This is a genomic window from Frondihabitans sucicola (genome assembly GCF_030296615.1).
Lineage (GTDB): Bacteria > Actinomycetota > Actinomycetes > Actinomycetales > Microbacteriaceae > Frondihabitans > Frondihabitans sucicola.
Map to the genome: position 1 here is coordinate 917944 of NZ_AP027732.1, position 25528 is coordinate 943471.

A 25528-nucleotide genomic window follows, 5' to 3' on the forward strand; every position below is an offset into this window, starting at 1 on the left:
CGGACGTCGACCTGAGCGACGCCGAGCTGCTCTTCTCGGCGCGCGGGCCGGCACTCGACCGCCTGCTCGCCGTCGCGTCGCGCCTCCGCGACGAGGGCCTCGCGCGGTCGGGCCGAGCGGGCGTGATCACCTACAGCAAGAAGGTGTTCCTGCCCGTGACGCAGCTCTGCCAGGATCGCTGCCACTACTGCGTCTTCGTCGACACCCCTGGCGGGCTGCTGGCCAGGGGATCCCCACCTACCTGCCGCCCGAGGAGATCCTGCGCATCGCCCGCGAGGGCGCCGCCCTCGGCTGCAAAGAGGCCCTCTTCACCCTCGGCGACCGGCCCGAGAACCGCTGGCCCGCCGCGCGCCGCTGGCTCGACGAGCACGGCTACGCCTCCACGCTCGACTACATCGCCGCCATGGCGAAGCTCGTGCTCGAAGAGACCGGCCTGCTGCCGCACCTCAACCCGGGCGTGATGTCGTTCGCCGAACTCCAGCGGCTGCGGCCGTTCGGCCCGTCCATGGGCATGATGCTCGAGACGACTGCGACGCGCCTCTGGTCGGAGAAGGGCGGCGTGCACTTCGGGTCGCCCGACAAAGATCCGGAGCTACGGATGCGCGTCATCGACGACGCCGGTCGATCCAGGATCCCCTTCACCACCGGTGTCCTGCTCGGCATCGGCGAGAACGACGCCGAGCGAGCCGACGCCCTGTTCGCGATCCGCCGCTCGCACGAGCGCTTCGGACACGTGCAGGAGACCATCGTCCAGAACTTCCGTGCCAAACCCCGCACGGCCATGCAGAACGAGGACGACCTCGCGCTGCAGGAGTACGTGGCGGCCGTGGCCGTCGCGCGCGTCGTGATGGGGCCGGACGCCACGATCCAGGCTCCGCCGAACCTCACCGACCTGACCGAGCTCAGCCTCCTGATCCGCGCGGGCATCGACGACTGGGGTGGCGTGAGCCCGCTCACCGCCGACCACGTCAATCCCGAGCGGCCCTGGCCCGAGCTCGACACGCTGGCGCGACTCACCGCCGAGTCGGGCTTCACGCTGCGCGAGCGGCTCACGGCGCACCCGCAGTACCTCCGCGATGCCGGCACCTGGCTCGACACAGGCCTCCTCGGGCACGTCGACGCGCTGATCGACCCGGCCACGGCGCTCGCCGACGAGGAGGCTCCCGTGCTCGGGCGACCGCTCGCCAGCGGTCCGGCGGCGAGGGCGCAGGATCACGGTCGGTCCGGCGATCGAGACGTCACGTCCGCGCTCGCCCTGGCGTCCGCGGATCCTGCGGGCCTTCCCGACTCGGCGTACGCCGCCCTCCTCCGCGCGGACGGCAGCCAGCTCGACGACCTGGCGGCGCTCGCCGACGACGTCCGGAGGAGCGTCGGGGCCGCCGACCTCACCTATGTCGTCAATCGCAACCTCGACTCGTCCCTGTACGTGCCCGACGACGACGCCCCCGGGCTGTCGCCGGAGCTGATCGGGAGGCTGGTGGCCGAGGCCGTCGCGGAGGGGGCGACCGAGGTGTGCGTGCAGGGCACCCCTGATCCTGCGCTCCCCGGAGAGGCCTATCTCGACATCGTTCGCGCCATCCGCAGGGCCGGCCCCGAGCTGTCGATCCACGCGTTCCGCCCCGCCGAGGCCGCCGATGCGGCTCGACGGCTGCGGGTCCCCCTCGACGAGTTCCTCGCGGCGCTGCGCGACGCGGGCGCGACGAGTGTGCCCGGCACCGCGGCGCGGGTGCTCGACGACGACGTGAGGGCCGTGCTCAGCGGGCGCACCGACCCACCCGCGGCCGAGTGGATCCGCGGCATCGAGGCGGCGCACCGAGCGGGCCTGCCGTCGACCGCCACCCTCGTCTACGGCCACGTCGAGACGCCCGAGCAGACGGTGGCGCACCTGCGACAGCTCGCCGCGATCCAGGACCGCACCGGCGGATTCAGCGAGTTCATCGCGATGCCGCACGTGCCGTGGGACTCCGCCGACGCCGTGCGCGCCGCGGCCGGCGAGGGGCCCGACCGGCGGACGACGCGAGCAGTCCACGCCGTTGCGCGCCTCCTCCTGAGCGGCAGGATCGACCACGTGCAGGCGGCCTGGACCAAGCTCGGTTTCGCGGGAGCGCGCGAGGTGCTCGCGGGCGGGGCCGACGACTTCGGAGGTCTGCTGCTCGACGGGTCGATCTGGCCGAAGGCCGGCGCCGAGGCCCACCGCAGTGCGACCCGCGGCGACGTCGCTCGCATCGCGGCGGCACTCGGCCGACCGGCGCGGGAGCGCTCGACCGGCTACGGGTCACCGTCGCCGGCGCCGTCGCGGGCGGTCGCAGGATGACGCTCGCTTCCCCGCGGGTCGCACCCCTGCGCCTTCTCGAGACGGGGGTGCGTCGCCTCGCCGGATCGGAGGAGGCGCCCGTCGTCGTACTCCCCGACCTGCCGGTCGACGTGCTCGACGCCCTCGCGCCGCTGCTGGCGCGGCGCCGGGACGTGTACGTGCTCGACGAGCAGGCGGCCGGACCGGTGGCCGTTCTCACGGACGCCGTGTCGGTGTGGGCGGGCTCCTCCGCGGTCGTGCTCGTCGGCGGCCCTCTGGCCGCCGAGATCGCGGCGTTGCTGCCGGTCGAGGCGCTGGTGGTCGTGGGGCCCGGGTCGGTCGACGCGGGCGCGACCCGGCCGGTGCTGCTGATCCGCACCGGCGTCGACCCGGGCGACGAGCGCGTCGCAGCGTCGGGTCACCCGGTCGAGACCGCCCACCTCGTCGACGCCTTCCTGCGCGATCCGCACCGGCGTCCCGCACCGGGTCGACCCGGGCGCGCGTGCCCGTGAGCGGGTCGCCGGCTCCGGTCGAGGTCGACACGCTCATCGTCGGTGCCGGGTTCGCCGGCCTCGGGCTCGCGATCCGCCTGCAGCGCGAGAGACGGGGCTCCTACCTGGTGCTGGAGCGCGCGAACGATGTCGGCGGCACCTGGCGGGACAACGTGTATCCGGGGGTCGCCTGCGACATCCCGTCGCACCTGTACTCCTTCTCGTTCCGCCCGAACCCCGACTGGTCGCAGTTCTACTCGCCGGGCGGCGAGATCCTGCGCTATCTCCAGGACGCTGCCCGCGATGAGGGGATCCTGCCCCGGCTCCGGTTCGGAGCCGAGCTCACGGAGGCCCGGTGGGATGCCGACGGCGAGTGCTGGGAGGTCTCGACCACCGCGGGTGCTTTCCGCGGCCGCACACTCGTGGTCGCCACCGGGCGCCTGTCGGAGAAACGCGTGCCCGACATCGAGGGGCTCGGCACCTTCGGCGGGGGCGTGCTCCACTCGTCGGAGTGGCCGGACGAGCTCGAGCTGGCCGGGCGCCGGGTCGGTCTCGTCGGCACAGGAGCCTCGGCGGTGCAGCTCCTGCCGGCGCTCGCCGAACGGGCAGCGGGAGTCGTCGTGTTCCAGCGCAGCGCCCCCTACGTGGTCCCGCGTCGGAACACGATGTTCTCGAGCGCCGATCGAGCGGCCCTCGCCGCCGATCCCGAGGCCGCCCAGGCGCTGCGCCGCACCCTGTTCTGGGAAGCCGAGGCCGGCTTCACCGCCCGGATCCGGGCGACCTCCCCGCTGTCACGCCTCGGCGCCACAGCCGCCGACCACCTGCGCGCCCAGGTGCCCGACGCCCGACTCCGAGAAGCGCTGACGCCCGACTACGAGATCGGCTGCAAGCGGGTTCTGCTCTCGGACGACTACTACCCCTCGCTGTCGCGACCGGGTGTCGAGCTCGAACCGTCCGCGGTCGTCCGGGTCGATCGATCCGGCGTGATCGCGGCCTCGGGGCACCGGCACGAGCTCGACCTGCTGATCCTGGCCACGGGATTCACCTCGACGGAGCCACCGATCGCCGGTCGGGTGCGCGGCCGCGACGAGCTGCTCCTGGCCGACGCCTGGGCCGGAGGCATGGTGGCGTACAACTCGACAGCGGTCGCCGGCTTCCCCAACCTCTTCGTGATCGACGGCCCGAACGCGAGCCTCGGTCACAACTCGGCGGTGCACATGATCGAGACGCAGATCGGCTTCGTCCTCGAGGCTCTCGACCACCTGTCGGCGACGGGGGCGAGCACCCTCGAGCCGACGCGCACGGCCCAGGACGCCTACGTCCGGGAGCTCGATCGCCGCGCGGCGACCACCGTCTGGACCAGCGGCGGCTGCCGCAGCTGGTACGTCGACGAGAGGAGCGGGCGCCTCACCCTGCTCTGGCCGGACACCGCGTCTGCGTTTCGGGAGGAGGCGGGCCGCTTCGAGCCGGGCGACTTCGTCCGGCGCCTTGCGGGTGGCGGCGTCGCCGGCTGACGTCGGCAGCCCGCTGAGTCGGCTCGGCCTGCTCGGCCTGCTCAGCCCGCTCAGCCCGCTCAGCCGGTTCGGCCTGCTCGGCCTGCTCGGCCGGTACCCGCGGAACCCGCGGCACGCGCCGCGCGACCGGCGAGAACAGCCCGGGTCGCGCGTCCGAGACGCGGAGCGAGCGCGGCGAGGTCGTCCGGGGTGTCGACGTCGCGGCGGAGGCCGGACGAGGCCGGGACGGCGAGCTCGACGTAGCCCGCGGCGAGGTGCAGCTCCCGGGAGCCGGGGCCGAAGTGCGGGACGTGGAGCGCGGCGGACGCTGCGGTGATGAGGGTGCTGCCGGTGCCGTCGGCGTCGGCGACGAGGGCGCGCGGATACGCCTCCGCCGCAGCGAGTGCCGCGCCGAGGTCGGCCGGCAGGAGCGCGGGCAGGTCGCCGAGCAGGACGGCGGTGGGCCCGGATCCTGCGCTCTCGATCCCCGCGGTGACCGCCCCGGCGAGGCCGGACCCCGGGTCGTCGACGACGGTCACGTCGATCCCCGCGAAGACGCGGGACGACGAAGGCGTGACGACGATCACGCGGACCCCGGCCGAGACGGCGGCGACGACCGTGTCGACCGCGATCGCATCGGCCAGATCGCGGTCGGCGCCGAGGCGCGACTTCGCGTTCGCGGTGCCCTTGACGGGGACGATCACCGTCCAGGTCGGGTCAGTCACGCGCGGCGAGTCCGGCCTGGTACCCCTCGTGGCGCGCCTCGTCGGTGCCGAGCCGGAACCAGTCTTTCGCAGGATCCCGCAGCAGCACCCGGGCCCCGGGAACATCGGCGCGCACCAGATCGCCGAGCCCCCGCACCACGGCCACCGGTCGCCCGGAGCTCTTGCGCTTCACGAGGTCGGCCGCCGACGCGATCTCGTCTCCGACGGCCGGAGCCGTCACGCCGAGGAGTCGGCCGTTCGCGTCGGCGGTGCCCGCGAGGTCGTCGAGCAGCAGCACTCCGCTGCCCCCGATCGCGACGTCGGTCTGGCCCTCCCGCCAGGCGCGGCCGAGCGTGTCGGTGATCACGACGCCGAGCCTGACGCCGAATCGCTCCTCGAGCCGAGCGCGCAGGGCGGCCGCCGAGGCGTCGGGGTCGAGGGGAGCAGCAGGATCGTGCCGTCGGCCGTGTTGGAGGCGTCGACCCCGGCGGCCGCACCCACGATGCCGAGGCGATTCTCGACGATCCGGGTGACCCCGCCCGGGAAGGCGCGGGTTGCGACGACGCGCACCGTCTCGTCGGTGATCGCCTGCTCGCGTTCCGCCTCGGGCCGCGTGCGCCCCTCCGCCTTCGACACCACCTTGCTCGTCACCGCGAGGACGTCGCCGTCGCGCAGGGCGGTGTCGTCGCTCGCGGCAGCCGCGTCGCCGATGAGGGCCGCCAGGTCGTCGCCGTCGCCGACCTCGGGGATGCCTTCGAGGGCGAAGACGGTGAGCATGGAGCCTCCGGGTCGGCGGGGAGAGAAGAGGTCGGTGGAGCGGCGGTCAGCGCTTGAGCTTCGGGAGGACGTGCTCGGAGAAGACGTCGATCCATTCTCGTTGGTTGCGGCCGACGTTGTGGAGGTAGATGCGGTCGAAGCCGAGGTCGACGAACTTCTGGATGTACTCGCGGTGGACCTCGGGGTCGGCGTCGATGATCATGCGACCCTCGAAGTCTTCGGCGCGGACCATCTTCGCCATCTGCTCGAGCTCGAACGGCGAACGGATGTCGCCCTTGGGGAACTTCATGCCGCCGTTGGGCCACTCGACGAGCGCGTTGCGGAGCGCTTCGTCGTAGGTCGGCGCCCAGGACAGGTGGAGCTGGAGGACACGCGGCATGGTCGAGGGATCCTTGCCCACCTCGCGGGCACCCTCCTCGAACTTCGCGAAGAGCCCCTCGATCTTCTCGAGCGGGGCGCCCACGGTGATGAGGCCGTCGACGGTCTTGCCGGCGCGCTTCGCGGTGACGGGGCCGGCGGTGGCGACCAGGATCTCGGGTGCGACCTCGGGCATCGTCCAGAGCCTCGTCGACTCGAGCTTGTAGAAGGTGCCCGAGTGCTTCACGTCGCGTCCGGCGAGCGAGGCCGCGAACAGCTTCTTGATGATGTCGATGGCCTCGAACATGCGGTTGATGCGCTCGGGGCCTCCGGCCAGTAGCCGCCGACGACGTGCTCGTTGAGGGCCTCGCCCGAGCCGAGGCCGAGCCAGTGCCGGCCCGGGTACATGGCGGCCAGGGTGGCGGACGCCTGGGCGATCATGGCCGGGTGCCAGCGGAAGGTGGGGGCCGTCACGCCGGGGCCCATGTCGCCCGTCGTGCGCTCGCCGAGGGCCGACAGGACGTTCCAGACGAAGGCGGACTGCCCCTGCTGGGGGATCCACGGCTGGAAGTGGTCGGCGGCCATGACGCCGGAGAACCCCTTCGACTCGGCGTACTCGGAGAGGGCGATGGCCTCGGTGGGGTGGAATTGCTCCAGCATCGCCGCATAGCCGACGGAAAGTTCGCTCACGATGGATCCTCATTCTCTCGGCGTCGCACACGTCTCGCGCGAGTCACTCGAAGGCTATAACCCGATCCTGCGCCCGTTCGATACCGCCTGCGCTCCGATGCGTTCGCGTACGCTCGACGAGAGCAGAGACGAGGACTCGATGAGCACCGAGGACGACACCCGGGCCCGGTCCGCCGAGCGGGGCGACGCCGGCGCCCCTGATGCCGCCGCCTTTGATGCCGGCGCCCCTGATGCCGCCGCTCTCGACGCCGCCGACCCGCTCGCCGGGCACGTCTCCGCGTTCCTGCCCAGCGACGAGGTCGTCTCCTACCTCGACGGCAATTCGCTGGGTCGCCCGCTCGCCGCGACCGCCGACCGCTTCGCCTCGTTCACTCGCGGAGCGTGGGGCGGTCGCCTCATCCGCGCCTGGGACGAAGAGTGGTTCGAGCTCCCGCTCGTGGTGGGCGACCGGATCGGGGCGATCGCGCTCGGCGCCGCGCCCGGGCAGACGGTCGTGGCCGACTCGACCACCGTCCTGCTCTACAAGATGATCCGGGCCGCCGTCGACGCTCGACCCGGGCGAACCGAGATCGTGCTCGAAGGCGACAGCTTCCCGACCGACCGCTACGTGATCGAGGGCATCGCGCGCGAATGCGGTCTCACGGTTCGGCAGATCGCCGTCGACACGGCGGCCGGCGCGACGCTCGACCAGGTCCGCGACGCCATCGGCGACTCGACCGCCGTCGTGGTCCTGAGCCACGTCTCCTACCGCTCGGGATACCTGGCCGATCTGCCTGGGATCACGGCCGCGGTGCATGACGCGGGCGCGCTGGTGGTCTGGGATCTCTGCCACTCGGTGGGCGTCGTGCCGATCGAGCTCGATGCCTGCGACGTCGACATCGCGGTCGGCTGCACCTACAAATACCTCAACGGCGGTCCGGGTGCTCCGGCCTTCGCCTACGTCGCCAGGCGGCTCCAAGGGCAGCTCGCGCAACCCATCCAGGGCTGGATGGGCGCCGGGGACGTCTTCGCGATGGCCGCCGACTACCGTCCCGCGACCGGCATGCGGAGGTTCATCAGCGGAACCCTCCGATCGTCGGCATGCTGCCGATGCAGGACATGCTCGACCTGATCGAGACGGTCGGCATCGACGCCATCCGCGAGAAGTCGCTGGCTCTCACCGACTACGCCCTCGACCTCGTCGACCGCGTCCTCGTCCCCCTCGGGGTCGTCGTGGCGACGCCGCGCGACCACGCCGTCCGCGGCAGCCACGTGACCATCCGCCACTCCGACTTCAGGGCGGTGAACGACGCCCTCTGGGCGAAGGACGTCGTTCCCGACTTCCGCAATCCGGACGGTCTCCGGCTCGGCCTGTCACCGCTCAGCACCACGTTCGAGGAGGTGCGGTTCGGCATCGAGGCGATCCGCGACGCCCTCGAAGCTCAGCCGAGCTGACGCGCCCGACCTATGCCGGGAGGCGCATCGGTGGTTGGCTGGAGACCATGAGCGACCAGCAGCACCAGCCCCGCATCGCCGTGACGGGCGCCAGCGGCCACATCGGCGGGCTCGTCGCCGCTGAGCTGGCCGGCGCGGGCATCCCGCAGCGACTGATCGTCCGTGATGCCGCGCGGGCTCCCCAGCTCGACGGCGCCGAGGTCGCGGTGGCGTCGTACGGTGATCGCGAGGCGAGCGTCCGCGCCCTCGCGGGCGCCGAGATCCTGCTCATGGTGTCGGCTGCGGAGGCGCCCGACCGCCTGCAGCAGCACCTCGACTTCGTCGAGGCGGCCGCCGAGGCGGGCGTCAAACACATCGTCTACACCTCGTTCGTGGGCGCGGCCGAAGACGCCCTCTTCACCCTGGCGCGTGATCACTGGGCCACCGAGGAGAAGATCCGGGCATCAGGATCGGCGTTCACCATCCTGCGCGACAGTTTCTACCTCGATTTCGTCTCCGAGCTCGTCGGCGAGGACGGCGTGATCCGGGGCCCCGCGGGCGATGGGGCGATGGCAGCGGTCGCGCGCGCCGACGTGGCCGCCGTCGCCGCAGCCGTTCTGCGGGATCCTGCGGGCCATGTCGGAGCCTCGTACGACCTCACCGGGCCCGAGGCCTTCACCCTGACGGCCGCCGCCGATCTGCTGACCAAGGCGACCGGTCGCGTCGTCACCTACCGGGACGAGACCCTCGAGGAGGCCTACGCCTCGCGCGAGAAGTGGAACCCCGAGAAGTGGCAGGCCGACGCGTGGGTGTCGACGTATACGTCGATCGCCTCGGGCGAGCTCGCGCAGGTCTCCGGCGACGTCGAGCGCGTGACCGGCCGGGCGCCGCTCTCGCTGGAGCAGCTGCTGGCCTAAGCCCTCCGCCGCCGCTGTGGTGCTGGTGCTGGCGTCGCGGCGCTCGCCATCGCTGTACTCAGCGCACCCGCCGGGCGGACAGCACTCCGCTGACGCCGAGGGTGAGGACCGAGACCAGCACGACGATCATCGGCACCGTCCAGCTTCCGCTCGCGTCGTGGACCGCGCCGACGACCAGCGGCCCGAGCGACGCCAGGGCGTACCCGCCGCCCTGCACCAGGGCCGACAGCCGTCGCGCCTCGAGATCGCTCGTCACCATGCGGACGATCACGATGAAGATGATGGTGATCCCGCCGCCCTGGGCCGCCCCGCCGAAGATCGACCAGACGAGCCAGAGGTGCGGTGCGAAGAGCAGGCCGAGCGGCATGAAGAGCCAACAGGCTCCGACGAGGCCGACGATCACGACGGGCCTCAGGCGGAGCGCGAGAAAGGGGACGCCCAGGGCCCCCACCACGGCGAGGATCTGGAACACCGACGAACTGGCGCCCGCGGCGGCGCGGCCGAGCCCGACCTCGTCGTGCAGGAGGGTCGGGATCCATGCGGTCAGGCCGTAGTAGCCGAAGGCCTGGCCGGCGAACGCCAGCGTGAGTCCCCAGGTCGAGAGACGTCGGAACAGCGAGCGATCTTCGCGCTCGTCGACGTCGTCGCCCACCGACACGACGGGGATGCTGGCCGTGATGACCTCGACCGGCCCGGTGACGAGATCAGGATCAGCGGGCGCGCCCGTTCCGAGCACCGCCGGGCGGACTCCGACGGCGAAGCACCACACCAATCCGGCGATGATCGCGAAGGCGCCCCAGATCACGAGCGCGATCGGCCAGCCGGTGGCCTGCGCGATCGGCGCCGTGCCGAGGAGGTGATCATCGACCCGACGTTGAGCGCCGACGTGTAGATGCCGGTGATGAAGCCGGCGCGCTCCGGAGAGAAGTCGCGGCGGATGACGACGGGCAGCACGACGTTGCCGACGGTGATGGAGACGCCGAGCAGGATCGTCCCGGCGATGAGCCACGCCTGGCCGCCTGCCGAGCGCACCAGGGTTCCGGCGACGACACCGAGGAGGCTGATGGTGACGGCGCGCTCGGGGCCCAGCCGGCCGATGATGCCCGACGCCAGAGGGCTGGCGAGAGCGAAGCAGAGCACCGGGATGCTCGTGAGCAGGCCGGCCACGAAAGCGCCGAGCGCGAGGTCGCCCTTGATCTCGTCGAGGACGGGTGCCGTGGCGACGATCGGGCCCCGGAGGTTGAGGGCGATCAGCACGATCGCCAGGGTGAGGAGCCAGGCGACCGGCGAGCGGACGACGGTACTCGCGGCGGGTCGCCGGGTCGTCATGCCGTCTGCGCGGCGGCCGCGGACCCTTCGGAGGCTTCCGAGCCCAGGCCGAGGAGCTCGAGCAGTTCGTCGGTGTCGGCCGCCACGGCGATCGAGCCGGCCTGCTCGGCCGGACTGCCGTAGCCCCACTCGACGAAGATCGTCGGGACGTCGTGCACGGCCGCGCCCTCGACGTCGTGGTGGCGATCGCCGATCAGGACGGGCCGGGAGAGGTCGAAACCGCGGTCGCGGAGTCGGACGAGGGCCTCTTCGACGACGTCGGCCTTGGCGCTGCGCACCTCGTCGTCGCTCGCACCGGTGATGACGTCGAGGTAGCGGCTGAGACCGTAGTGGTCGAGCATCAGCGTCGCCGGCCGCTCGGGCTTGGAGGTGGCGAGCGAGGACGGGATCCCGGCCTCGTGCGCGCGGCGGAGCACTTCCTCCATGCCGGGGAAGATCGTGCTGTCGAGCGCGCCGTGGGCGAGATACTGCTTGCGGTAGATCTGCATGGCCTCCTCGAGGGCATCGCCGGTCAGGCCGACCTTCGCGGTGAAGCTGTCGGGCAGCGGAGGGCCGACCCACTCGAGGAGCTGCGCGGGCGCCGGCACGGGAAGTCCGAGCTGCTCGAGAGTGCTCGCCAGCGTCGACGTGATGCCGGGGGCCGAGTCGGCGATGGTGCCGTCGAGGTCGAACAGCACGACCGAGTAGGGGAAGGAGGAAGTCATCCCTCCCAGCCTAGGGTGTGCCTTCCACGTGGCCCGAGGCCGGGTGTGCCGTCGGGTGGGCGGCGCGACGTCCCCTCGCGGCGCAGGCTGGGCGCGCCTGCTCGGCGGTGCCGACCCGGCGGTGCCTACTTCACGGCGTGGAAGGGCCAGCGCCGCGTCTTCGTGGTGTCGTCGTCGAGCATCCGGAGGATGAGTCGCGCCACGGTGCCGCCCATCTCGGCGACCAGCTCGCGCTCGTCGGCGGTGAGGTCGTGGACGGTGACGGGCGGGGTGGTCTGCGGCTGGGCGCCGAGCGGCTGCGCGCCCCGGGCGGTCGGCGAAGCGCTCTCGGAGATCGAGGCGAAGACGGGGGTGCTGGATCGGTCGACGGGGCGGAAGGTCGAACGACGGCGGTTGGTGAGCTGGTCGAAGATCGGGCTGATTGTCACGGGCGTGCCTTTCGGTCGGATATATCTCATATCCTGACCGTCTCTCACCCGAAAGTCAATATGTATTTCAGATGAAACTCGTGATCCTGCCGGTCTCAGAACAGACGGGAATCGCTGTCGTCGAGCCCTCGCATGGCGTCGTAGTCGAGCAGCAGGCAGCGGATCCCACGGTCTTCGGCGAGCGTGCGCGCCTGCGGCTTGATCTCCTGGGCGGCGAATACTCCGGCGACCGGTTTGAGGTGCGGGTCGCGGTTCATCAGCTCGAGATAGCGCGTGAGCTGCTCGACGCCGTCGATGTCGCCGCGCCGCTTGATCTCGACGGCGACGGCCCCGCCCTGAGCATCGCGCGCGAGGATGTCGACCGGGCCGATCGCCGTCATGTACTCGCGCCGAACGAGCGTGTGCCCCTCGCCCAGCACGTCGATCTGCTCGGCCATCAGTTTCTGCAGGTGCGCTTCGACGCCGTCCTTCTGCAGGCCCGGGTCGATTCCGAGGTCGTGAGCGGAGTCGTGCAGGATCTCGTAGATCGAGACCACGAGGACGTCGTCGGTCTTCTTCTGAGTCACCTTCCAAACCTCCGCGATGCCGGCCTCGGCCTGCTCGTCGGACGGGTCGCCCATCGTGATCGTGCACGGCGGGCTCATCCAGTTCAGGGGCTTGTAGCTGCCGCCGTCGGAGTGGACGAGCAGGCTCCCGTCGCTCTTGACCATCAGCAGACGGGTGGCGAGCGGGAGGTGGGCGGACAGCCGCCCGGCATAGTCGACCGAGCAGCGGGCAATGACGAGACGCACGGCACCGAGCCTACGGCGTCGCTCGCCTCGCTCCGGCACCGGCGGCTCGGCACCAGCCGGTCAGCCTCGGCGGCGAGACGGCTCGCGGGCGGCGCTCGACGCGAAGCCGGCGATCACGATCAGGATCAGGACGACGAACAGCGCGTGCAGCAGCCCGAAGTGCTCGCCGAGGAAGCCGATCACCGGCGGCAGCACGAGGAACGCCACGTAGCCGATGGTGGCGACGGCGCTGACCCGGGCGGCGGCATTCCTCGAGTCGTCGGCCGCGGCGGAGAGCCCCACCGGGAAGCCGAGGGCGGCCCCGAACCCCCACAGGACGACGCCGACGACGGCGAGCGGGACGACGGGGGACAGGATCACCAGCAGGAGGCCGATGATGGCCGAAACGGCGGAGATCCGCAGCATGAAGACGCGGCCGAAGCGGTCGATCAGCGGTGTTCCGGCGATCCTGGCCACGGTCATCGCGGTGAGGAAGATGAACAGGATCGTGGTGCCTGCCGCGTTCGTGACGCCGTGACCGTCGACCATTGCGAGGGCGAGCCAGTCGTTGGCCGAGCCTTCGGCCGTCGCCATGCCGAGCACGATGAGGCCGATCAGGATCGTGCCGGGCATCGTCCAGACGGCAAGGCGCGACCGCCATCCGGTCTCGGGCGGAGCCGACTCGGTGGACTCCACGGCGTGGCCGAGGTCTTCGGACTGGAACCAGCGCGTCACGACGAGTGCGATGGCCGCGATGACGAGCGCCAGGATGCCGACGTGAGCGGCGACGGGGAGGTTCACGAGCTCTGCGCCGGCGCTGAGGAGCGCGCCGATCATGGTGCCGAGACTGAAGGACGCGTGGAACAGGGGCATGATCGTGCGGCCGAGGACACGCTCGTTGGCGGCGGCCGAGACGTTCATGGCGACGTCGAGCGTGCCGTTCGCGAAGCCGAAGACGGCCATGCCGACGAGGATCGCCCAGAAACCGGCCCCGAGGAGGCGCTGAGCCCGGCGGCGATGAGACCGACCGCGACGAGCATGAGGGCGCCGACAGCCGTGCGCTGTGCCCCGAAGCGCGCGATGACGTGGCTCGAGAGCGTCACGCCGATGATCGAACCGATACTGATGCCGCCGGCGAGGAACCCCATTTCGAGCGTCGAGGCGTGTAGCAGGTCGCGGATCGAGGGTACGCGGCCGAGCCACGTGGCGATCGCGAGGCCGGAGAGGGCGAACACGATGAACAGGGCGTTGCGCCACTTGACGACGTCGCGGCGCGTGAGCCCGCCGTCGTAGGTGCGGGTGTCGAGAGAGGAGGTCGCCATGGGTCTTCCGGGGTTGGAGCGGTGGTTCGAGTCGCGGATCGAATCGATTCGACAACGCTAGCAACCGTCTGCAAACGATCACAAGAGGCAAACTCGAATCGATTCGACTACGCTTCGAATTCATGCCCGTCGACCACACAGGACCAGTTCGCCCCACGCTCGCGGCCGTCGCCCGACGAGCCGGTGTGTCGTCGTCGACGGCGTCGCTCGCGTTCAACGACTCCGGCCCGGTGGCCCAGGAGACACGCGACCGCATCCTGGCCGCCGCCCGCGAGCTCGGCTACGACGGCCCCGACCCCCGCGCCCGCTCGCTGAGGCGCGGTCGATCCGGCATCATCGGGGTCGTCCTCGAGGAGTCCCTGCGCGACGCCTTCCGCGACCCGATGAACGTCGTCATGCTCGACGGCATCGCCGACGTGACGGGTCCCTCCGGCAACTCCCTGCTGCTCCTCACCGAGACGGCCGCCAGCGGGTCGAGTCTCGTCGAGGCTCCCGTCGACGCGGTGGTCCTGTTCGGCTGCAGCCCCAGTGTCGACAGCAAGGTCGAGATCGTCCAGCGCCGCGGGATCCCCGTCGTGGCCATCGAAGGGCGGCCCCTCCCCGGCGTGCTCGACGTCGGCCTCGACAACCGCGAGGCGACGCGCGCCCTGGCGGAGCACCTGCGCGGTCTGGGGCACACCCGCGTCGCGCTCGTCACGCTCGAGCTCGATCGCGACCGGCGCCGTGGCATCCTGACCCCCTCGCGAATCGACTCGGCGACCTCGTTCACCGCACTCCAGCGGGTGCGCGGCGCTGAGGAGGTCTACCCCGACATCGGCGGCTACGCGACACTCGGCAGCACCATCGACGAGGGCAGGATCGCGGGCCGGGCCCTCCTGGCGGATCCGGCGACCCGTCCGACGGCCGTCATCGCCCAGAGCGATCTCCTCGCCGCCGGCGTGATCCGTGCGGCCGGCGAGCTCGGCCTCGACGTGCCCGGCGATCTCAGCGTCGTCGGCTTCGACGGCGTCCGGATCGACGACCCGGCCGCGGCGGGCCTGACGACCATGGTGCAGCCGGCGCTCGACAAGGGCCGGGCCGCCGGGCGCGGGGTGCTCGAGCTGCTCGCCGGCGGGTCGCCGTCGTCGGTGTCGTTCACGAGCGCCTTCCGCCGGGGTTCGACGACGGCCCCTCCGCCGGCCGTCTGACGCGGGTCCGCCTCGCCGCCGCCTGCGGTCCTGCCGCCCTCTCCGCCCCTGCGGTCCTGCCGCCCTCTCCGCCCCTGCGGTCCTGCCGCCCTCGCCTGCCCCTGCCAGCACTGCCCGCCCTGCACTGCCCGCCCTGCACTGTCCGCCCTGCACTGTCCGGCCTGCACTGCCCGAAATCGAAGGGGATTTTCGCCCGACACCCCTCGGATCCCAGCTCAACGCGTCCGCCGGCGAGAATCCCCTTCGATTTCCGGAGGGCCGGAGGGCCGGAGGGCCGGACGGCAGGACGGCAGGACGGCCGGAGGGCAGGACGGCAGGAGGGCAGGACGGCGGGAGGGCAGGAGGGCAGGCAGGCAGCTCAGCGGAGCACGATCCACCGCGAGCCGAACGCTCGCAGACCCAGGGTGACGGCGCGGGCCCCGATGTACCCGAGCCCGAACGCCGCCCAAAGGCCGATCGGACCGTGGGCGAGTAGCAGCAGCGGCAGGTAGACCGCGACGTCGACGACGCCCGTCCAGGCGAGGTACCGCGCGTCGCCCGCTCCGAGCAGGATGCCGTCGAGCACGAACACGAACCCGGCCAGCGGTACCCCGGCGGCCATCACGAGCAGCACTCCCGGGAGCAGGGTGGCGACTCCCGCATCGGACGTGAACACCGGCGCGACCACCCGGGTGAGAAGGGCGAGCAGGATCCCGAGACCCGCACCTCCGGTCACGCCCCAGACCAGGAGGCGGCGCGTGATCGCGCGCACCCGGGCGGCGTCGCCGGCACCCAGCGCGTGCCCGATCATGGCCTGGGCGGCAATGGCGAGAGCGTCCAGGGCGAATGCGAGCGTCGAGAAGATCGTCAGGGCCACCTGGATCCCGGCCAGCCCCGTCACCCCGAGCCCCGCGGCGACCGAGACCGTCGCGAGCATCGCGAGGCGCAGGCAGGCGCTCCGGATCAGCAGCCACCCACCCGCCGACGCCGTTCGGCCGACTCCGGCGAGCCCCGGGCGCAGGGAGGCGCCCACCCGGCGGGCGGCTCGAACCGCGATCACCGCGTACACCGCGGCCATGCCCCATTGCGCTGCCACGGTGCCCCATGCCGATCCTGCGATTCCCCAGCCGAATCCGTAGATGAACAGCGCGTTCAGGCCCGCGTTCACCGCGAAGCCGGTCGTCGCCACGAGGAGGGGGTGCGGGTGTCCTGGAGCCCCCGGAGCAGCCCGGCCGCGGCGATCACCAGCAGCATCGCCGGCAGGCCGAGAATCGAGACGGTGAGGTAGGTGGTCGCCTCGGAGGCGACTGCGGAAGCCGTGCCGAACGCAGTGACGAGGGGCCGCGCGGTCGGGAGCCCCGCGGCGACGAGCACGAGCCCGATGCCGAGCGCGAACCACATGCCGTCGACGCCTGCTCGCACGGCTCCGGTGGCGTCGCCGGCACCGAGGCGTCGGGCCACCGCCGGCGTCGTCGCGTAGGCGAGGAAGATCAGGAGCCCGAGGGCGGTCTGCAGGATCACGCCGGCCACGCCCAGCCCGGCCAGAGGGGCGGCTCCGAGGTGCCCGACGAGCGCGGTGTCGGTCAGCAGGAAGAGCGGCTCGGCGATCAGCGCCCCGAGGGCCGGGACTGCCAGCCGGGCGATCTCCCTGTCCAGCGCGCGGGCCGTCACAAATCGAAGGGGATTCGCGCGTTTTCGACCCTGCCCAGTGCGATCGGAGGGCCGTCGGGCAAAAATCCCCTTCGATTTCGGGAGGGAAGGCAGGGGGAGGGAGGGCAGCGGGAGGGAGGGCAGCGGGCGGGAGGGCAGACCGGCAGCATCAGTCGGTGCCGCGCGCGCGACCGATCGAGTTCATCAGGTGGTACACGACGACCGCCGCGACCGTGCCCACGATGATGCCGCCGAAGGTCGCCCCGCCGAACGTGAACGTGAAGTTCGCGATGCCCATGATGAGCGCGATCCCGGCCGTGAGCTGGTTCTTCGGCTTCGAGAAGTCGACCTTGTTCTCGACCCAGATGCGGATGCCGATGATCCCGATCAGGCCGTAGAGGGCCGTCGTCACACCGCCGAGGACGCCCGGCGGAACCGTGTTGATCACGGCGCCGATCTTGGGCGAGAGTCCGAGCAGGATCGCGATGATGCCGGCCACCCAGTAGGCGGCGGTGGAGAAGACCCGCGTCGCGCTCATCACGCCGATGTTCTCGCCGTAGGTGGTGGTCGCCGAGCCGCCGCCGACGCCCGCGATGACGGTCGAGATGCCGTCGGCGAAGAGGGCGCGGCCGGTGAGCTTGTCGAGGTTGCGGTTCGTCAGCTGCCCGACGCCCTTCACGTGCCCGACGTTCTCGGCCACGAGGGCGAGCACGACGGGCAGGAACCCGACGTAGACGGCCAGGTGCGACGCCTCGAACGACGGGGCCGTGAAGGTCGGGAGCCCTATCCACTTCGCCTCGCCGACGTCGGTGAAGTCGATCAGTCCGCCGATGACGGCGCAGACGTACCCGACGACGACGCCGATCACGATCGAGAGGCGGCCCAGGATGCCCCGGAAGAGAACGGCCGAGAGGATCACCGCCAGCAGGGTGATCACGGCGATGAGCGGCGACTCCACGAAGTTGCCCTCGGCCGTCGGCGCCAGGTTGAAGCCGATGAGGGCCACGATCGAGCCGGATACGACCGGGGGCAGCAGGACGTCGATCCAGCGGGTGCCGAGGACGTGGACGACGATGCCGACGATCGCCAGGAGGCCGCCGACGACGATGATGCCGCTCAGCGCCAGCGGGATCCCGCCGATCTTCGTCGCGGCCCCGATCGGAGCCAGGAAGGCGAACGACGAGCCGAGGTAGCTGGGGAGCCTGTTGCGTGTGATCAGCAGGAACAGGAGCGTGCCGATGCCGGAGAAGAGCAGCGTGGTCGACGGCGGGAAGTGCGTGATCAGCGGGACCAGGAACGTCGCACCGAACATGGCGACGACGTGCTGGGCGCCGAGCCCGATCGTGCGCGGCCAGGTCAGCCGCTCCTCGGGAAGGACGATCGCCTTCTGATCGACCGTCTTGCCGTCACCGTGCAGCGTCCAGGGAAGGGCCATGCAGGAACTGTACTGGGAGCTCTCTGCTTCGTCCTTCCCCACACGCCTAGGCTTGGGCCATGACTGACGTTGCCGCGGCTTCCGGAATCCTGACCGACGACCTCGATCCTGACACCAGGGCGCAAGACGATCTCTTCCGCCACGTCAACGGGCGCTGGATCGCGAGAACCGAGATCCCCGAAGACAAGGCCCGCTGGGGTTCGTTCTACGTTCTGGCGGAGGCGGCCGAGAAGGCCGTCCGCGAGATCATCGACGAGTCGCAGTCGGCCGAGCCGGGCACCGAGGCCCGCAAGGTCGGCGACCTGTTCGCGAGCTTCCTCGACGAAGAGCGAGTGGAGGCCCTCGGCGCGACGCCGATCGAGCCGCTGCTGGCCACGGTCGACGACGTCACCAGCGTCGGGTCGCTTCTCGAGACAGTCGGCCGCTTCGAGCTCCAGGGCGTGAGCGGATTCGTGCAGCTCTTCGTCGACAACGACCCGGGCAATCCCGAGCGCTACATCGTGTTCGTCGAGCAGGCCGGTCTGAGCCTGCCCGACGAGTCGTACTATCGCGAGGAGAAGTTCGAGGCGATCCGCACGGCGTACCGCGGCTACCTCGAGACCATGTTCGACCTGGCCGGATTCGACGGCGCGGGCGAGCGAGCCGGCCGCGTCCTCGCGCTCGAGACCGCTATCGCCTCCCACCACTGGGACAACGTCGCGACCCGTGAGAGCGAGAAGACCTACAACCTCCTGTCGTGGAGCGACACCGCGGCGCTCGCCGAGACGAGCGGAGTCGACCTCGGCACCTGGCGCGACGCCGTGGGCGCGCCCGCCGGCGTGTTCGACGAGGTCGTCGTGCGCCAGCCGTCGTTCGTCACGGGGCTCGCGACCCTCCTCGTCGATGACCAGCTCGAGGCGTGGCGCGACTGGCTGCGCTTCCAGATCATCCGCTCCTTCGCGGCGTATCTGTCGAGCGGCTTCGTGAAGGCCAACTTCGAGTTCTACGGCAAGACCCTCACCGGCACTCCCGTGCAGCGGGCCCGCTGGAAGCGCGGCGTCTCGCTCGTCGAGGGGGCCATGGGCGAGGCCGTGGGGCGCATCTACGTCGAGCGCCACTTCGCCAGCGAGGCGAAGGAGACGATGGACGTCCTCGTCGCGAACCTGGTCGAGGCCTATCGCCAGAGCATCACGGGCCTGGCCTGGATGACCGACGAGACGCGCGTCCGAGCCCTCGAGAAGCTCGACAAGTTCACTCCGAAGATCGGTTTCCCGGCGAAGTGGCGCGACTACGGAGCGCTCGAGATCGACGCCACCGACCTGGTCGGGAACGTCCGCGCGACCGCCGTGTTCGGGTTCGACCGCGAACTCGGCAAGATCGGCAAGCCGCTCGACCGCGACGAGTGGTTCATGACTCCGCAGACCATCAACGCCTACTACAACCCGGGGTTCAACGAGATCGTCTTCCCCGCGGCGATCCTGCAGTTCCCGTTCTTCGACGCCGCGCGAGACGCCGCGGCGAACTACGGTGCGATCGGCGCCGTCATCGGTCACGAGATCGGCCACGGCTTCGACGACCAGGGGTCGAAGTACGACGGCGACGGCCGTCTCACCGACTGGTGGACTCCGGCCGACCGCGAGGCGTTCGAGGTGCTCACCAAATCGCTGATCGCTCAGTACGACGCCCTCGAGCCGGCGCAGACGCCCGGCCACCACGTCAACGGCGCCCTCACGATCGGCGAGAACATCGGCGACCTCGGCGGCCTGTCGATCGCGTGGAAGGCCTACCTGATCTCGCTCGACGGCCAGGAGCCGCCGGTGATCGATGGTCTCACCGGCGCTCAGCGGTTCTTCCTCAGCTGGGCCCAAGCCTGGCAGATGAAGATTCGCGACGAGGAGGCGATCCGACTCATGTCGATCGATCCCCATTCCCCGAACGAGTTCCGGTGCAACCAGATCGTCCGCAACATCGACGAGTTCTACTCGGCGTTCGACGTCGCCGAGTCGGACGCCCTGTGGCTGCCCGCCTCGGAGCGCGTCACGATCTGGTAGGAGCCACCCGGTGGAGTCGAGCCTGGACGGAAGGCGAAGTCGCAGGATCCGCGACCACGGCCGCCATCTCGGCGAACGAGCCGCCGAGCCCTTCGAGCGCAGCTTCCAGGCGCTCGGATCCCTCGCCTACTCGCACGCGCGCGTCTCGGCCTCGGCCTCCGACCTCGACAGTGGCGAGGTGGTCCTGGCGATCGACGAGAACGTGGCGCTCCCGACCGCCGAAGTGGGCAGTCTGCTGCTCCTGATCGAGGTGGCGGCGCGGCTGGCCGACGGCCGCCTGGCGCCGCTCGACGAGGTGTCGCGAGACGCTCCCGCGGGAGACGGCACGCGCGTCGACGACCCTCGAACCGGCGGGCTCTGGTCATCGCTGCTGCTGCCGACGCTCGGGGTGCGGGACGCGGCCACCCTCGTCGGCGCCGTCCGCGATCCCGTCGCCACGAACGCGCTCGCGCGCCTCGTCGGGCTCGACGCGATCCACGGCCGCGGCGAATCGCTGGGGCTCAAGCGGACGGCGCTGCTCGACTTCGCGCGCGCCACGCGCGGGCCGGACGACGCCCCGCAGTTCTCCGTGGGCTCGGCGTACGAACTGCAGAGCCTCTTCGGCGACCTGGTCGCGGGGCGCTGCGTCGACACCGCCGTGAGCAACCGCGTGCTCGGCTGGCTCTCGACCGGTTCGGATCTGTCGATGGTCGCCGCGGCGTTCGGGCTCGACCCCGTGGCCCACCGCGATCGCGATCACGGCATCCAGCTGGTCAACCTCACGGGGGCCGACCTCGGCGTCCGCTCGGAGGCGGGCGCTCTGCGCGGAAGGCGAAGGGGCCTCGCGTACGCCGTGACCGTGGCGTTCGACGACACCGACCTGGCGGCCCGGCTGCGCGTGCTCGAGGTGCTGCGCACGGTGGGGCTCGACCTGCTCGAGCACGTCAGCTGACGCTCTCGGGCGGAACCCCTGACACCGGGCGAGGCCCGACACGGGACGAGACCCGACACCGGGTGGGGCCCGACGCCGGGCGAACGCTGACGCCGAGTTACTTCAGGCCGGACACCGTCAGCAGCGAGACCGACTTCGACGCGCACGCGGTGAGACCCGACTTGCTCGCGAAGATCGACGCCTTCTGCCCGGGCGGGTAGACGCGGAAGCCGTCGGCCTTGGTCGGCTTGCAGTCGGCGCTCGAGTAGTTGCCGGCCTGGACGATGCGAAGCGTGGACGTGGCCGTGCCCGCGGGGGCGACGGTGACGGTCGCGTGCGGCGTGCTGCGGTCGAAGGCTGCGGCCTGCCCGATCTGGGTGCCGTTGCCGTCACCGACGAAGGAGACGCCCGGCCACCCCTGAAGGGTGCAGGACGCCGAGCCCTTGTTGGTCAGGACCAGGCTCACGTAGGTACTGCCCGCTGCCCCGCCACCGGCGTTGTTCGCGATGGCGGCGGACAGGTTCGCCGAGGTGCATGCTGCGATCCCGGTGCCTGATCCGGTGCCTGTTCCGGTACCCGTGCCGGGGGTCGACGACGCGCTCGGGGACGTCGTCGTGCTGTCGCTGGGCGTCGGAGCCGGGGCGGCCGTCACGGTCTTCGTCGCGGTGGGAGTGCTCGCGGTGTCGCTCTTGGCGGAGCAGCCGGCCAGCCCCGCGGCGGTGAGACAGGCGACTGCGATGATCGTGATCCTCGTGGTGGTGCGCATTGCCCCAGCCTGGCACGGGAACGCGACATCAGTCGATCAGTCCCAGGAGTGACATCCGCCGAAGCGTCTCTACGCCCGCAGGAGGACAGCGGTCGGCGTCGGCCGTCGTCACCCAGCTGATGGCTCCCACTTCGGCAGCCGGGTGCGGATCGTCGGAGGTCTCGGCGGCGAACAGGGTCATCTCGACGAGCCGGCCGTCGGGTTCGCCGTGAGCTTGTTCCACGACGGTGAAAAGCACGGTGACCGTCGCGGGATCCAGCTCGAGGGAGACCTCCTCGAGCGCTTCGCGGACGACGGCGTCGGCCCCCGTCTCGCCCGGCTCGACTTTTCCGCCGGGGAGGTAGAGGACGTCTCTGCCGCGAGCCGTGACCATCAGGAGCCGGCGGTCGCGGACGAGGGCCAGCGCGCTGACGACGATCGAGTGCATGGGACAAGTCTGGTGGGAGCGAGGGCCCGCCGGTCGCACCGACGCCGGAGAAAAGACCTTGACAGTGGAATACGATTGTGAAATATTCAATTCAAGATGCGAAGCAACCCGCTCCCGCTCCGACTCCCGAGGATGAACCCATGACCGCAGGCACCGCCACTCAGCTTCTCCCCGCCCTCATCATCGACCCCGTCGACTACCTTCTCGTCGACCTCGCCACCGGGCGCCACCTGCCGGGTGACGTGGTGCACGCGGGTCAACTCGCGCACGAGCACGGTCTCTCCGACGCCGACGCGCTCGACGCGCTCGACGCGGCCGCGTGCCTCGGGGTGGTCTCGTGCCGCGCGGGCCGGGCGAGCGCCATCGTGAGCTGGACCCCGGCCGTGTCGCAGGCGCAGCTGCACCGACTCGCCCGGGCCATGGTCGCGGCCGTCGGCGCCGTCACGTCGCGCGATCCCTACGGTGTCGACGTCATCGACGGCGAAGAGGCTCGTCACGGCGCGGTCGAGCTGTTCGGCCTGACCGTCCCCGGCGACGTCGACCTCTTCCTCGAGCTCGCTCGCGCCCTGCTCGGCCGGCGCTCGATCTCCGTCGTCGACGAGCTCGTGGTGCCGATCGCCGTCCTGTTCTCCGAGACGGCGCAGCAGGTCCACGGCCTCGAGCTCGCGGCCGATGCCGCCACCCGGCAAGAGCTCGTGTGCGACCTCGTGCGCAGCCTGCTCGACGGTCGCGGCGACGACTTCGCGGCCCTGGTGGCCGACTACGCCCTGGCGCTCTCCGTCGACTGAGCATCCCGGCGGGCACGCCACTCGGTGGCCAGGGTCGCGTACACGCAGGTGTCGCCCCACTCGCCCTTGAAGAAGGCATCCTGGACGAAGTGCGCCTCCTTGCGCATTCCGAGTCGCTCGCAGACCCCGATCGAGGCGAGGTTGCGCGGATCGAGGGTCGCGTGCACCCGGTGGCTGCCGACGGTGTCGACGCAGAGATCGACGAGCGCGGCGGCGGCCTCGGTCGCGTAGCCCCTGCCCTGGTACGCGGGGTTCAGGACCCAGCCGACTTCGGCTTGACGGTCGCTCACGCTGGTGAGACGGACGTTGACCTCGCCGATCACCCGCCCCGGTGCGTCGAGGGTCTCGACGCCGAGGGAGAGCGGGTCGGCGTCTTTCGCGAGCCGCGTCATCCTGGTTCGGCGGTCGAGGTGCTCTGCCGCGCCTGCTCGGTCGCGGACCGGCCAGAGCATGTACCGCAGCACCTCGGCGTCGGACTGGTAGACGAAGACGTCGTCGAGGTCGTCGGCGGTCAGCGGCCGCAGCAGCAGGCGGGCCGTGCGGAGCGGACGGGCCTCGAACGACATCAGACGGCGGCGGCCTCGCCGAACGCACCCGGGTCGTCGCGATCGACGCGGTGCAGGGCCGTCGGCGCCGCAGCGGCACGCGTGTCGGTCAGGCCGAACAGGGCTTCGAGGCCGTCGCGGAAGTCTTCGCCGCGGCCCTCGCGCGCGAGCTCGCGGGCGCGCACCGACGGCGTGTGGAGCAGGACGCCGGCGAGGTGACGGAGCGCCTGCTCGGTGCGTTCGCTCGAATCGCCCCGGGTGCGGGCGCGATCGATCTCGGCGTCGAGAAGGTCGAAGACGTGCTTGCGGAGGGCGACGACGGCGGGGGAGAGGGATTGCTCGGCGGCGACGGCCTGGAACTCGGCGGCGGCGCTGGAGACGAGGGCGCGGGCATCGTCGGCGGCGCTGAGTTCGGCGAGCGGGGCGTGCAGGCTGATGGTCTCGAGGTCGAGCAGCTCGACGCCCTCGACCAGAGCCACGAGGGGGTCGACGTTGCGGGGGAGGCCCAGGTCGATGACGAGGCGGCGGGGGCCCGCGGCGACGACGGACGGCACGACGAGCGGCTCGGTCGTCGACGTGCAGGTGATGAGGACGTCGCTCCAGGCGATGGCGTCGGCGAGGTCGCCGTGCGCGACGAGCTCGTGCTTGGCGGCGAACCAGGGCGCGCGACCCGAGGCCGAGTAGACGCCGATCTGCTGGGCGCCGCGGTCGCGGAGGGCGGTGACGGTGGTCGCCGCGTACATCCCCGTTCCCACGAGGAGGATCTTCGCCTGCGCCCAGTCGGTGACCCGGCTCTGCGCGAGGTCGAGCGCCAGCCGGACGAGGGAGCGCCCGGCGCCGCCGACGTTGGTGCGGTTCTTGACGCCGCGGGAGGTGTGCGAGGCCTGCTGGAAGAGGCGCTCGAGGTCGCGGGAGGTGGTGCCGTCGTGACGGGCGCGCTCGAGGGCGCGGCGGACCTGGCCCGAGATCTCGTCTTCGCCGACGACGACCGACTCGAGGCCCGAGCTGACGGCGAAGAGGTGCTCGACGACGCCGTCGCCGGTGATGACGCTCACGCTGTCGCGGAGGTCGGCAGGCACGACGCCGCTGGCGGCGCTCATCGTCTCGATCGTCGCCTCGACGGCGACGGCCGACGCGGCCGTGAGGGGTTCGTCGACGTCGAGATAGGCCTCGAAGCGGTTGCACGTCGCGAGCACGACGGCCCCCGAGACGAAATCGCTCGACTCGACCAGGGTGGTGGCTGCCGTGGGTGCACCGACGCTCAACTTCTCGAGGAGATCGAAGCTGGCGTTCTGATGGGACGCCGTGAGGCAGATGAGCACGACAGACATCGTAACTCTCGGCCCGGTGGCGCGCATCGGCGGCGCTCGGCGTCGAGAGACCGCTGCTCGGATGAGGGTGTGTCTCCCACTTCACCGCGGGCCGTGTCTGGCCTGGCTCGCGCGATCTGCGGCGGCGGGTTCCTCGGAGGCCGCGGGCGGCCTTCCGCGTCGCCCGCCGTGCAGCTCACGAGACCAGACCCCACACGACCTCCGGCCAAGTAGGAGACACACCCTAGAGTCGTTGCCGTGCTCCTCTTCCGCCCCGCCACCCTCGCCGACTCCGACGCGATCGTCGAGCTCGTCACCTCGGCCTACCGCGGCGACGACAGCCGCGTCGGCTGGACCACCGAGGCCGAACTGATCGACGGTCCGCGGATCGACGCCGAGCTGCTGGCCGACGACCTGGCCGACCCGAACGGGGTCGTGCTCGTGGGAGTCGACGGCGACGCGATCCTGGCCTGCTGCCACCTGGCGCGGCGCAGCGACACGGCCGGCTACTTCGGCATGTTCGCGGTGTCGCCGGTTCGCCAGGGCGCGGGCCTGGGCAAGCAGGTCATGGCCGAGGCCGAACGGATCGTCCGCGACGACTGGGGGCTCACGGCTCTCGAGATGACGGTCCTCGAACCACGCGAAGAGCTCATCGCCTTCTACGAGCGCCGCGGCTTCGAGCGCACGGGCACCTTCGAGCCCTTTCCCTACGGCCAGGAGCGCTTCGGCACTCCGCGCCGCGACGATCTCCGCTTCGTCGTCCTGCGCAAGCCGCTCTGACCGACGAGGCGGCAGTCCAGCGCAGGATGCGAG

At 71.3% G+C, this 25528-nt stretch carries 22 protein-coding genes and 4 pseudogenes; 10 read left to right on the forward strand and 16 right to left on the reverse strand.

Features of this window, described 5'->3' with window-relative positions:
• Positions 1-265 precede the first annotated feature (265 nt).
• The 3 genes from cofG to QUE79_RS04845 are packed head-to-tail and all read left to right on the forward strand — an operon-like array spanning position 266 to position 4298.
• Positions 266-2314 carry a 7,8-didemethyl-8-hydroxy-5-deazariboflavin synthase CofG gene (gene cofG, locus QUE79_RS04835; RefSeq protein ID WP_286346843.1) on the forward strand — a complete coding sequence of 683 codons (2049 nt, stop codon included), beginning with the start codon at positions 266-268 and terminating at the stop codon, positions 2312-2314.
• Positions 2311-2805, forward strand: a complete 495-nt coding sequence (locus QUE79_RS04840) for a hypothetical protein (protein WP_286345681.1) — start codon at positions 2311-2313, stop codon at positions 2803-2805. Before cofG ends, QUE79_RS04840 begins: the two co-directional genes overlap by 4 nt.
• On the forward strand, positions 2796-4298 hold the full coding sequence (locus QUE79_RS04845; protein WP_286345682.1) for a flavin-containing monooxygenase: 1503 nt from the start codon (positions 2796-2798) through the stop codon (positions 4296-4298). The genes QUE79_RS04840 and QUE79_RS04845 overlap by 10 nt, the downstream gene beginning before the upstream one ends.
• 59 nt (positions 4299-4357) lie before the next feature.
• On the opposite strand, the gene cofC is transcribed toward QUE79_RS04845, so the two are convergent.
• The 3 genes and pseudogenes from cofC to QUE79_RS04860 form a co-directional block, all read right to left on the reverse strand.
• The gene (gene cofC, locus QUE79_RS04850) at positions 4358-5002 is read right to left on the reverse strand and encodes a 2-phospho-L-lactate guanylyltransferase (RefSeq protein ID WP_286345683.1); all 645 of its coding nucleotides are present in this window, start codon (positions 5000-5002) and stop codon (positions 4358-4360) included.
• Positions 4995-5758: pseudogene (gene cofE / locus QUE79_RS04855) on the reverse strand (coenzyme F420-0:L-glutamate ligase). Before cofE ends, cofC begins: the two are co-directional and overlap by 8 nt.
• Before the next feature lie 46 nt (positions 5759-5804).
• Positions 5805-6775 (reverse strand): annotated as a pseudogene (locus QUE79_RS04860) (TIGR03557 family F420-dependent LLM class oxidoreductase).
• Positions 6776-6944: 169 nt separating this feature from the next.
• On the opposite strand from QUE79_RS04860, the pseudogene QUE79_RS04865 reads away from it, so the two are divergent.
• Together QUE79_RS04865 and QUE79_RS04870 are read left to right on the forward strand one after the other, a co-directional pair.
• Positions 6945-8239, forward strand: a pseudogene (locus tag QUE79_RS04865) (kynureninase).
• 47 nt (positions 8240-8286) lie between these two features.
• Positions 8287-9135 (forward strand): SDR family oxidoreductase, encoded by an 849-nt coding sequence (locus QUE79_RS04870; RefSeq protein ID WP_286345684.1) that lies wholly within the window; start codon positions 8287-8289, stop codon positions 9133-9135.
• A 58-nt stretch (positions 9136-9193) separates the two neighbouring features.
• Here QUE79_RS04870 and QUE79_RS25250 read toward each other — a convergent pair whose 3' ends face one another.
• The 7 genes from QUE79_RS25250 to QUE79_RS04900 form a co-directional block, all read right to left on the reverse strand.
• The gene (locus QUE79_RS25250) at positions 9194-9940 is read right to left on the reverse strand and encodes an MFS transporter (RefSeq protein WP_350271636.1); all 747 of its coding nucleotides are present in this window, start codon (positions 9938-9940) and stop codon (positions 9194-9196) included.
• The gene (locus QUE79_RS25255) at positions 9937-10464 is read right to left on the reverse strand and encodes an MFS transporter (RefSeq protein ID WP_350271637.1); all 528 of its coding nucleotides are present in this window, start codon (positions 10462-10464) and stop codon (positions 9937-9939) included. Before QUE79_RS25255 ends, QUE79_RS25250 begins: the two co-directional genes overlap by 4 nt.
• On the reverse strand, positions 10461-11168 hold the full coding sequence (locus tag QUE79_RS04880; RefSeq protein ID WP_286345685.1) for an HAD hydrolase-like protein: 708 nt from the start codon (positions 11166-11168) through the stop codon (positions 10461-10463). Before QUE79_RS04880 ends, QUE79_RS25255 begins: the two co-directional genes overlap by 4 nt.
• A gap of 125 nt (positions 11169-11293) precedes the next feature.
• Complete coding sequence (locus QUE79_RS04885; protein ID WP_286345686.1) at positions 11294-11596, reverse strand: hypothetical protein; 303 nt, start codon at positions 11594-11596, stop codon at positions 11294-11296.
• 95 nt (positions 11597-11691) lie between these two features.
• Positions 11692-12387, reverse strand: coding sequence for an endonuclease NucS (gene nucS, locus QUE79_RS04890; RefSeq protein ID WP_286345687.1), 696 nt, complete (start codon positions 12385-12387; stop codon positions 11692-11694).
• A gap of 60 nt (positions 12388-12447) precedes the next feature.
• Positions 12448-13329: an MFS transporter gene (locus QUE79_RS04895; RefSeq protein WP_286345688.1), complete on the reverse strand. Its 882-nt coding sequence runs from the start codon at positions 13327-13329 to the stop codon at positions 12448-12450.
• Positions 13284-13688, reverse strand: a complete 405-nt coding sequence (locus tag QUE79_RS04900; RefSeq protein WP_286345689.1) for a hypothetical protein — start codon at positions 13686-13688, stop codon at positions 13284-13286. The genes QUE79_RS04895 and QUE79_RS04900 overlap by 46 nt, the downstream gene beginning before the upstream one ends.
• Before the next feature lie 122 nt (positions 13689-13810).
• On the opposite strand from QUE79_RS04900, the gene QUE79_RS04905 reads away from it, so the two are divergent.
• Entirely contained in the window at positions 13811-14875 is a 1065-nt protein-coding gene (locus QUE79_RS04905; protein ID WP_286345690.1) for a LacI family DNA-binding transcriptional regulator, read from the forward strand.
• Positions 14876-15233: 358 nt separating this feature from the next.
• Here QUE79_RS04905 and QUE79_RS04910 read toward each other — a convergent pair.
• Both QUE79_RS04910 and QUE79_RS04915 read right to left on the reverse strand, forming a co-directional pair.
• Positions 15234-16525, reverse strand: a pseudogene (locus QUE79_RS04910) (MATE family efflux transporter).
• Between the two features lie 148 nt (positions 16526-16673).
• The gene (locus tag QUE79_RS04915) at positions 16674-17939 is read right to left on the reverse strand and encodes a uracil-xanthine permease family protein (RefSeq protein ID WP_286345691.1); all 1266 of its coding nucleotides are present in this window, start codon (positions 17937-17939) and stop codon (positions 16674-16676) included.
• A 59-nt stretch (positions 17940-17998) separates the two neighbouring features.
• Here QUE79_RS04915 and QUE79_RS04920 point away from each other — a divergent pair, with 59 nt between their 5' ends.
• Positions 17999-19969, forward strand: a complete 1971-nt coding sequence (locus tag QUE79_RS04920) for a M13 family metallopeptidase (protein WP_286345692.1) — start codon at positions 17999-18001, stop codon at positions 19967-19969.
• A 10-nt stretch (positions 19970-19979) separates the two neighbouring features.
• On the forward strand, positions 19980-20900 hold the full coding sequence (locus tag QUE79_RS04925) for a serine hydrolase (protein ID WP_286345693.1): 921 nt from the start codon (positions 19980-19982) through the stop codon (positions 20898-20900).
• Positions 20901-20997: 97 nt separating this feature from the next.
• Here QUE79_RS04925 and QUE79_RS04930 read toward each other — a convergent pair whose 3' ends face one another.
• Together QUE79_RS04930 and QUE79_RS04935 are read right to left on the reverse strand one after the other, a co-directional pair.
• Complete coding sequence (locus QUE79_RS04930; RefSeq protein ID WP_286345694.1) at positions 20998-21645, reverse strand: DUF4232 domain-containing protein; 648 nt, start codon at positions 21643-21645, stop codon at positions 20998-21000.
• 28 nt (positions 21646-21673) lie between these two features.
• Complete coding sequence (locus QUE79_RS04935; protein ID WP_286345695.1) at positions 21674-22072, reverse strand: NUDIX hydrolase; 399 nt, start codon at positions 22070-22072, stop codon at positions 21674-21676.
• 140 nt (positions 22073-22212) lie between these two features.
• Between QUE79_RS04935 and QUE79_RS04940 the strand changes: the two genes are divergently transcribed.
• Positions 22213-22860 carry a hypothetical protein gene (locus tag QUE79_RS04940; RefSeq protein ID WP_286345696.1) on the forward strand — a complete coding sequence of 216 codons (648 nt, stop codon included), beginning with the start codon at positions 22213-22215 and terminating at the stop codon, positions 22858-22860.
• Here QUE79_RS04940 and QUE79_RS04945 read toward each other — a convergent pair.
• Positions 22833-23426, reverse strand: coding sequence for a GNAT family N-acetyltransferase (locus tag QUE79_RS04945; protein ID WP_286345697.1), 594 nt, complete (start codon positions 23424-23426; stop codon positions 22833-22835). The two genes, QUE79_RS04940 and QUE79_RS04945, sit on opposite strands and share 28 nt — an antisense overlap.
• Entirely contained in the window at positions 23426-24727 is a 1302-nt protein-coding gene (locus tag QUE79_RS04950) for a glutamyl-tRNA reductase (protein WP_286345698.1), read from the reverse strand. Before QUE79_RS04950 ends, QUE79_RS04945 begins: the two co-directional genes overlap by 1 nt.
• Before the next feature lie 246 nt (positions 24728-24973).
• Between QUE79_RS04950 and QUE79_RS04955 the strand changes: the two genes are divergently transcribed.
• Positions 24974-25495 carry a GNAT family N-acetyltransferase gene (locus QUE79_RS04955; RefSeq protein WP_286345699.1) on the forward strand — a complete coding sequence of 174 codons (522 nt, stop codon included), beginning with the start codon at positions 24974-24976 and terminating at the stop codon, positions 25493-25495.
• The last annotated feature ends 33 nt before the right edge of the window (positions 25496-25528 follow it).

Bases quoted from the DNA above. Each gene is read 5' to 3' on its own strand.
- QUE79_RS04840 (WP_286345681.1), top strand. From the start codon at position 2,311: ATGACGCTCGCTTCCCCGCGGGTCGCACCCCTGCGCCTTCTCGAGACG.
- QUE79_RS04870 (WP_286345684.1), top strand. From the start codon at position 8,287: ATGAGCGACCAGCAGCACCAGCCCCGCATCGCCGTGACGGGCGCCAGC.
- QUE79_RS25255 (WP_350271637.1), bottom strand. From the start codon at position 10,464: ATGACGACCCGGCGACCCGCCGCGAGTACCGTCGTCCGCTCGCCGGTC.
- QUE79_RS04880 (WP_286345685.1), bottom strand. From the start codon at position 11,168: ATGACTTCCTCCTTCCCCTACTCGGTCGTGCTGTTCGACCTCGACGGC.
- QUE79_RS04895 (WP_286345688.1), bottom strand. From the start codon at position 13,329: ATGGCCGTCTTCGGCTTCGCGAACGGCACGCTCGACGTCGCCATGAAC.
- QUE79_RS04900 (WP_286345689.1), bottom strand. From the start codon at position 13,688: ATGGCGACCTCCTCTCTCGACACCCGCACCTACGACGGCGGGCTCACG.
- QUE79_RS04905 (WP_286345690.1), top strand. From the start codon at position 13,811: ATGCCCGTCGACCACACAGGACCAGTTCGCCCCACGCTCGCGGCCGTC.
- QUE79_RS04915 (WP_286345691.1), bottom strand. From the start codon at position 17,939: ATGGCCCTTCCCTGGACGCTGCACGGTGACGGCAAGACGGTCGATCAG.
- QUE79_RS04920 (WP_286345692.1), top strand. From the start codon at position 17,999: ATGACTGACGTTGCCGCGGCTTCCGGAATCCTGACCGACGACCTCGAT.
- QUE79_RS04930 (WP_286345694.1), bottom strand. From the start codon at position 21,645: ATGCGCACCACCACGAGGATCACGATCATCGCAGTCGCCTGTCTCACC.
- QUE79_RS04935 (WP_286345695.1), bottom strand. From the start codon at position 22,072: ATGCACTCGATCGTCGTCAGCGCGCTGGCCCTCGTCCGCGACCGCCGG.
- QUE79_RS04940 (WP_286345696.1), top strand. From the start codon at position 22,213: ATGACCGCAGGCACCGCCACTCAGCTTCTCCCCGCCCTCATCATCGAC.
- QUE79_RS04945 (WP_286345697.1), bottom strand. From the start codon at position 23,426: ATGTCGTTCGAGGCCCGTCCGCTCCGCACGGCCCGCCTGCTGCTGCGG.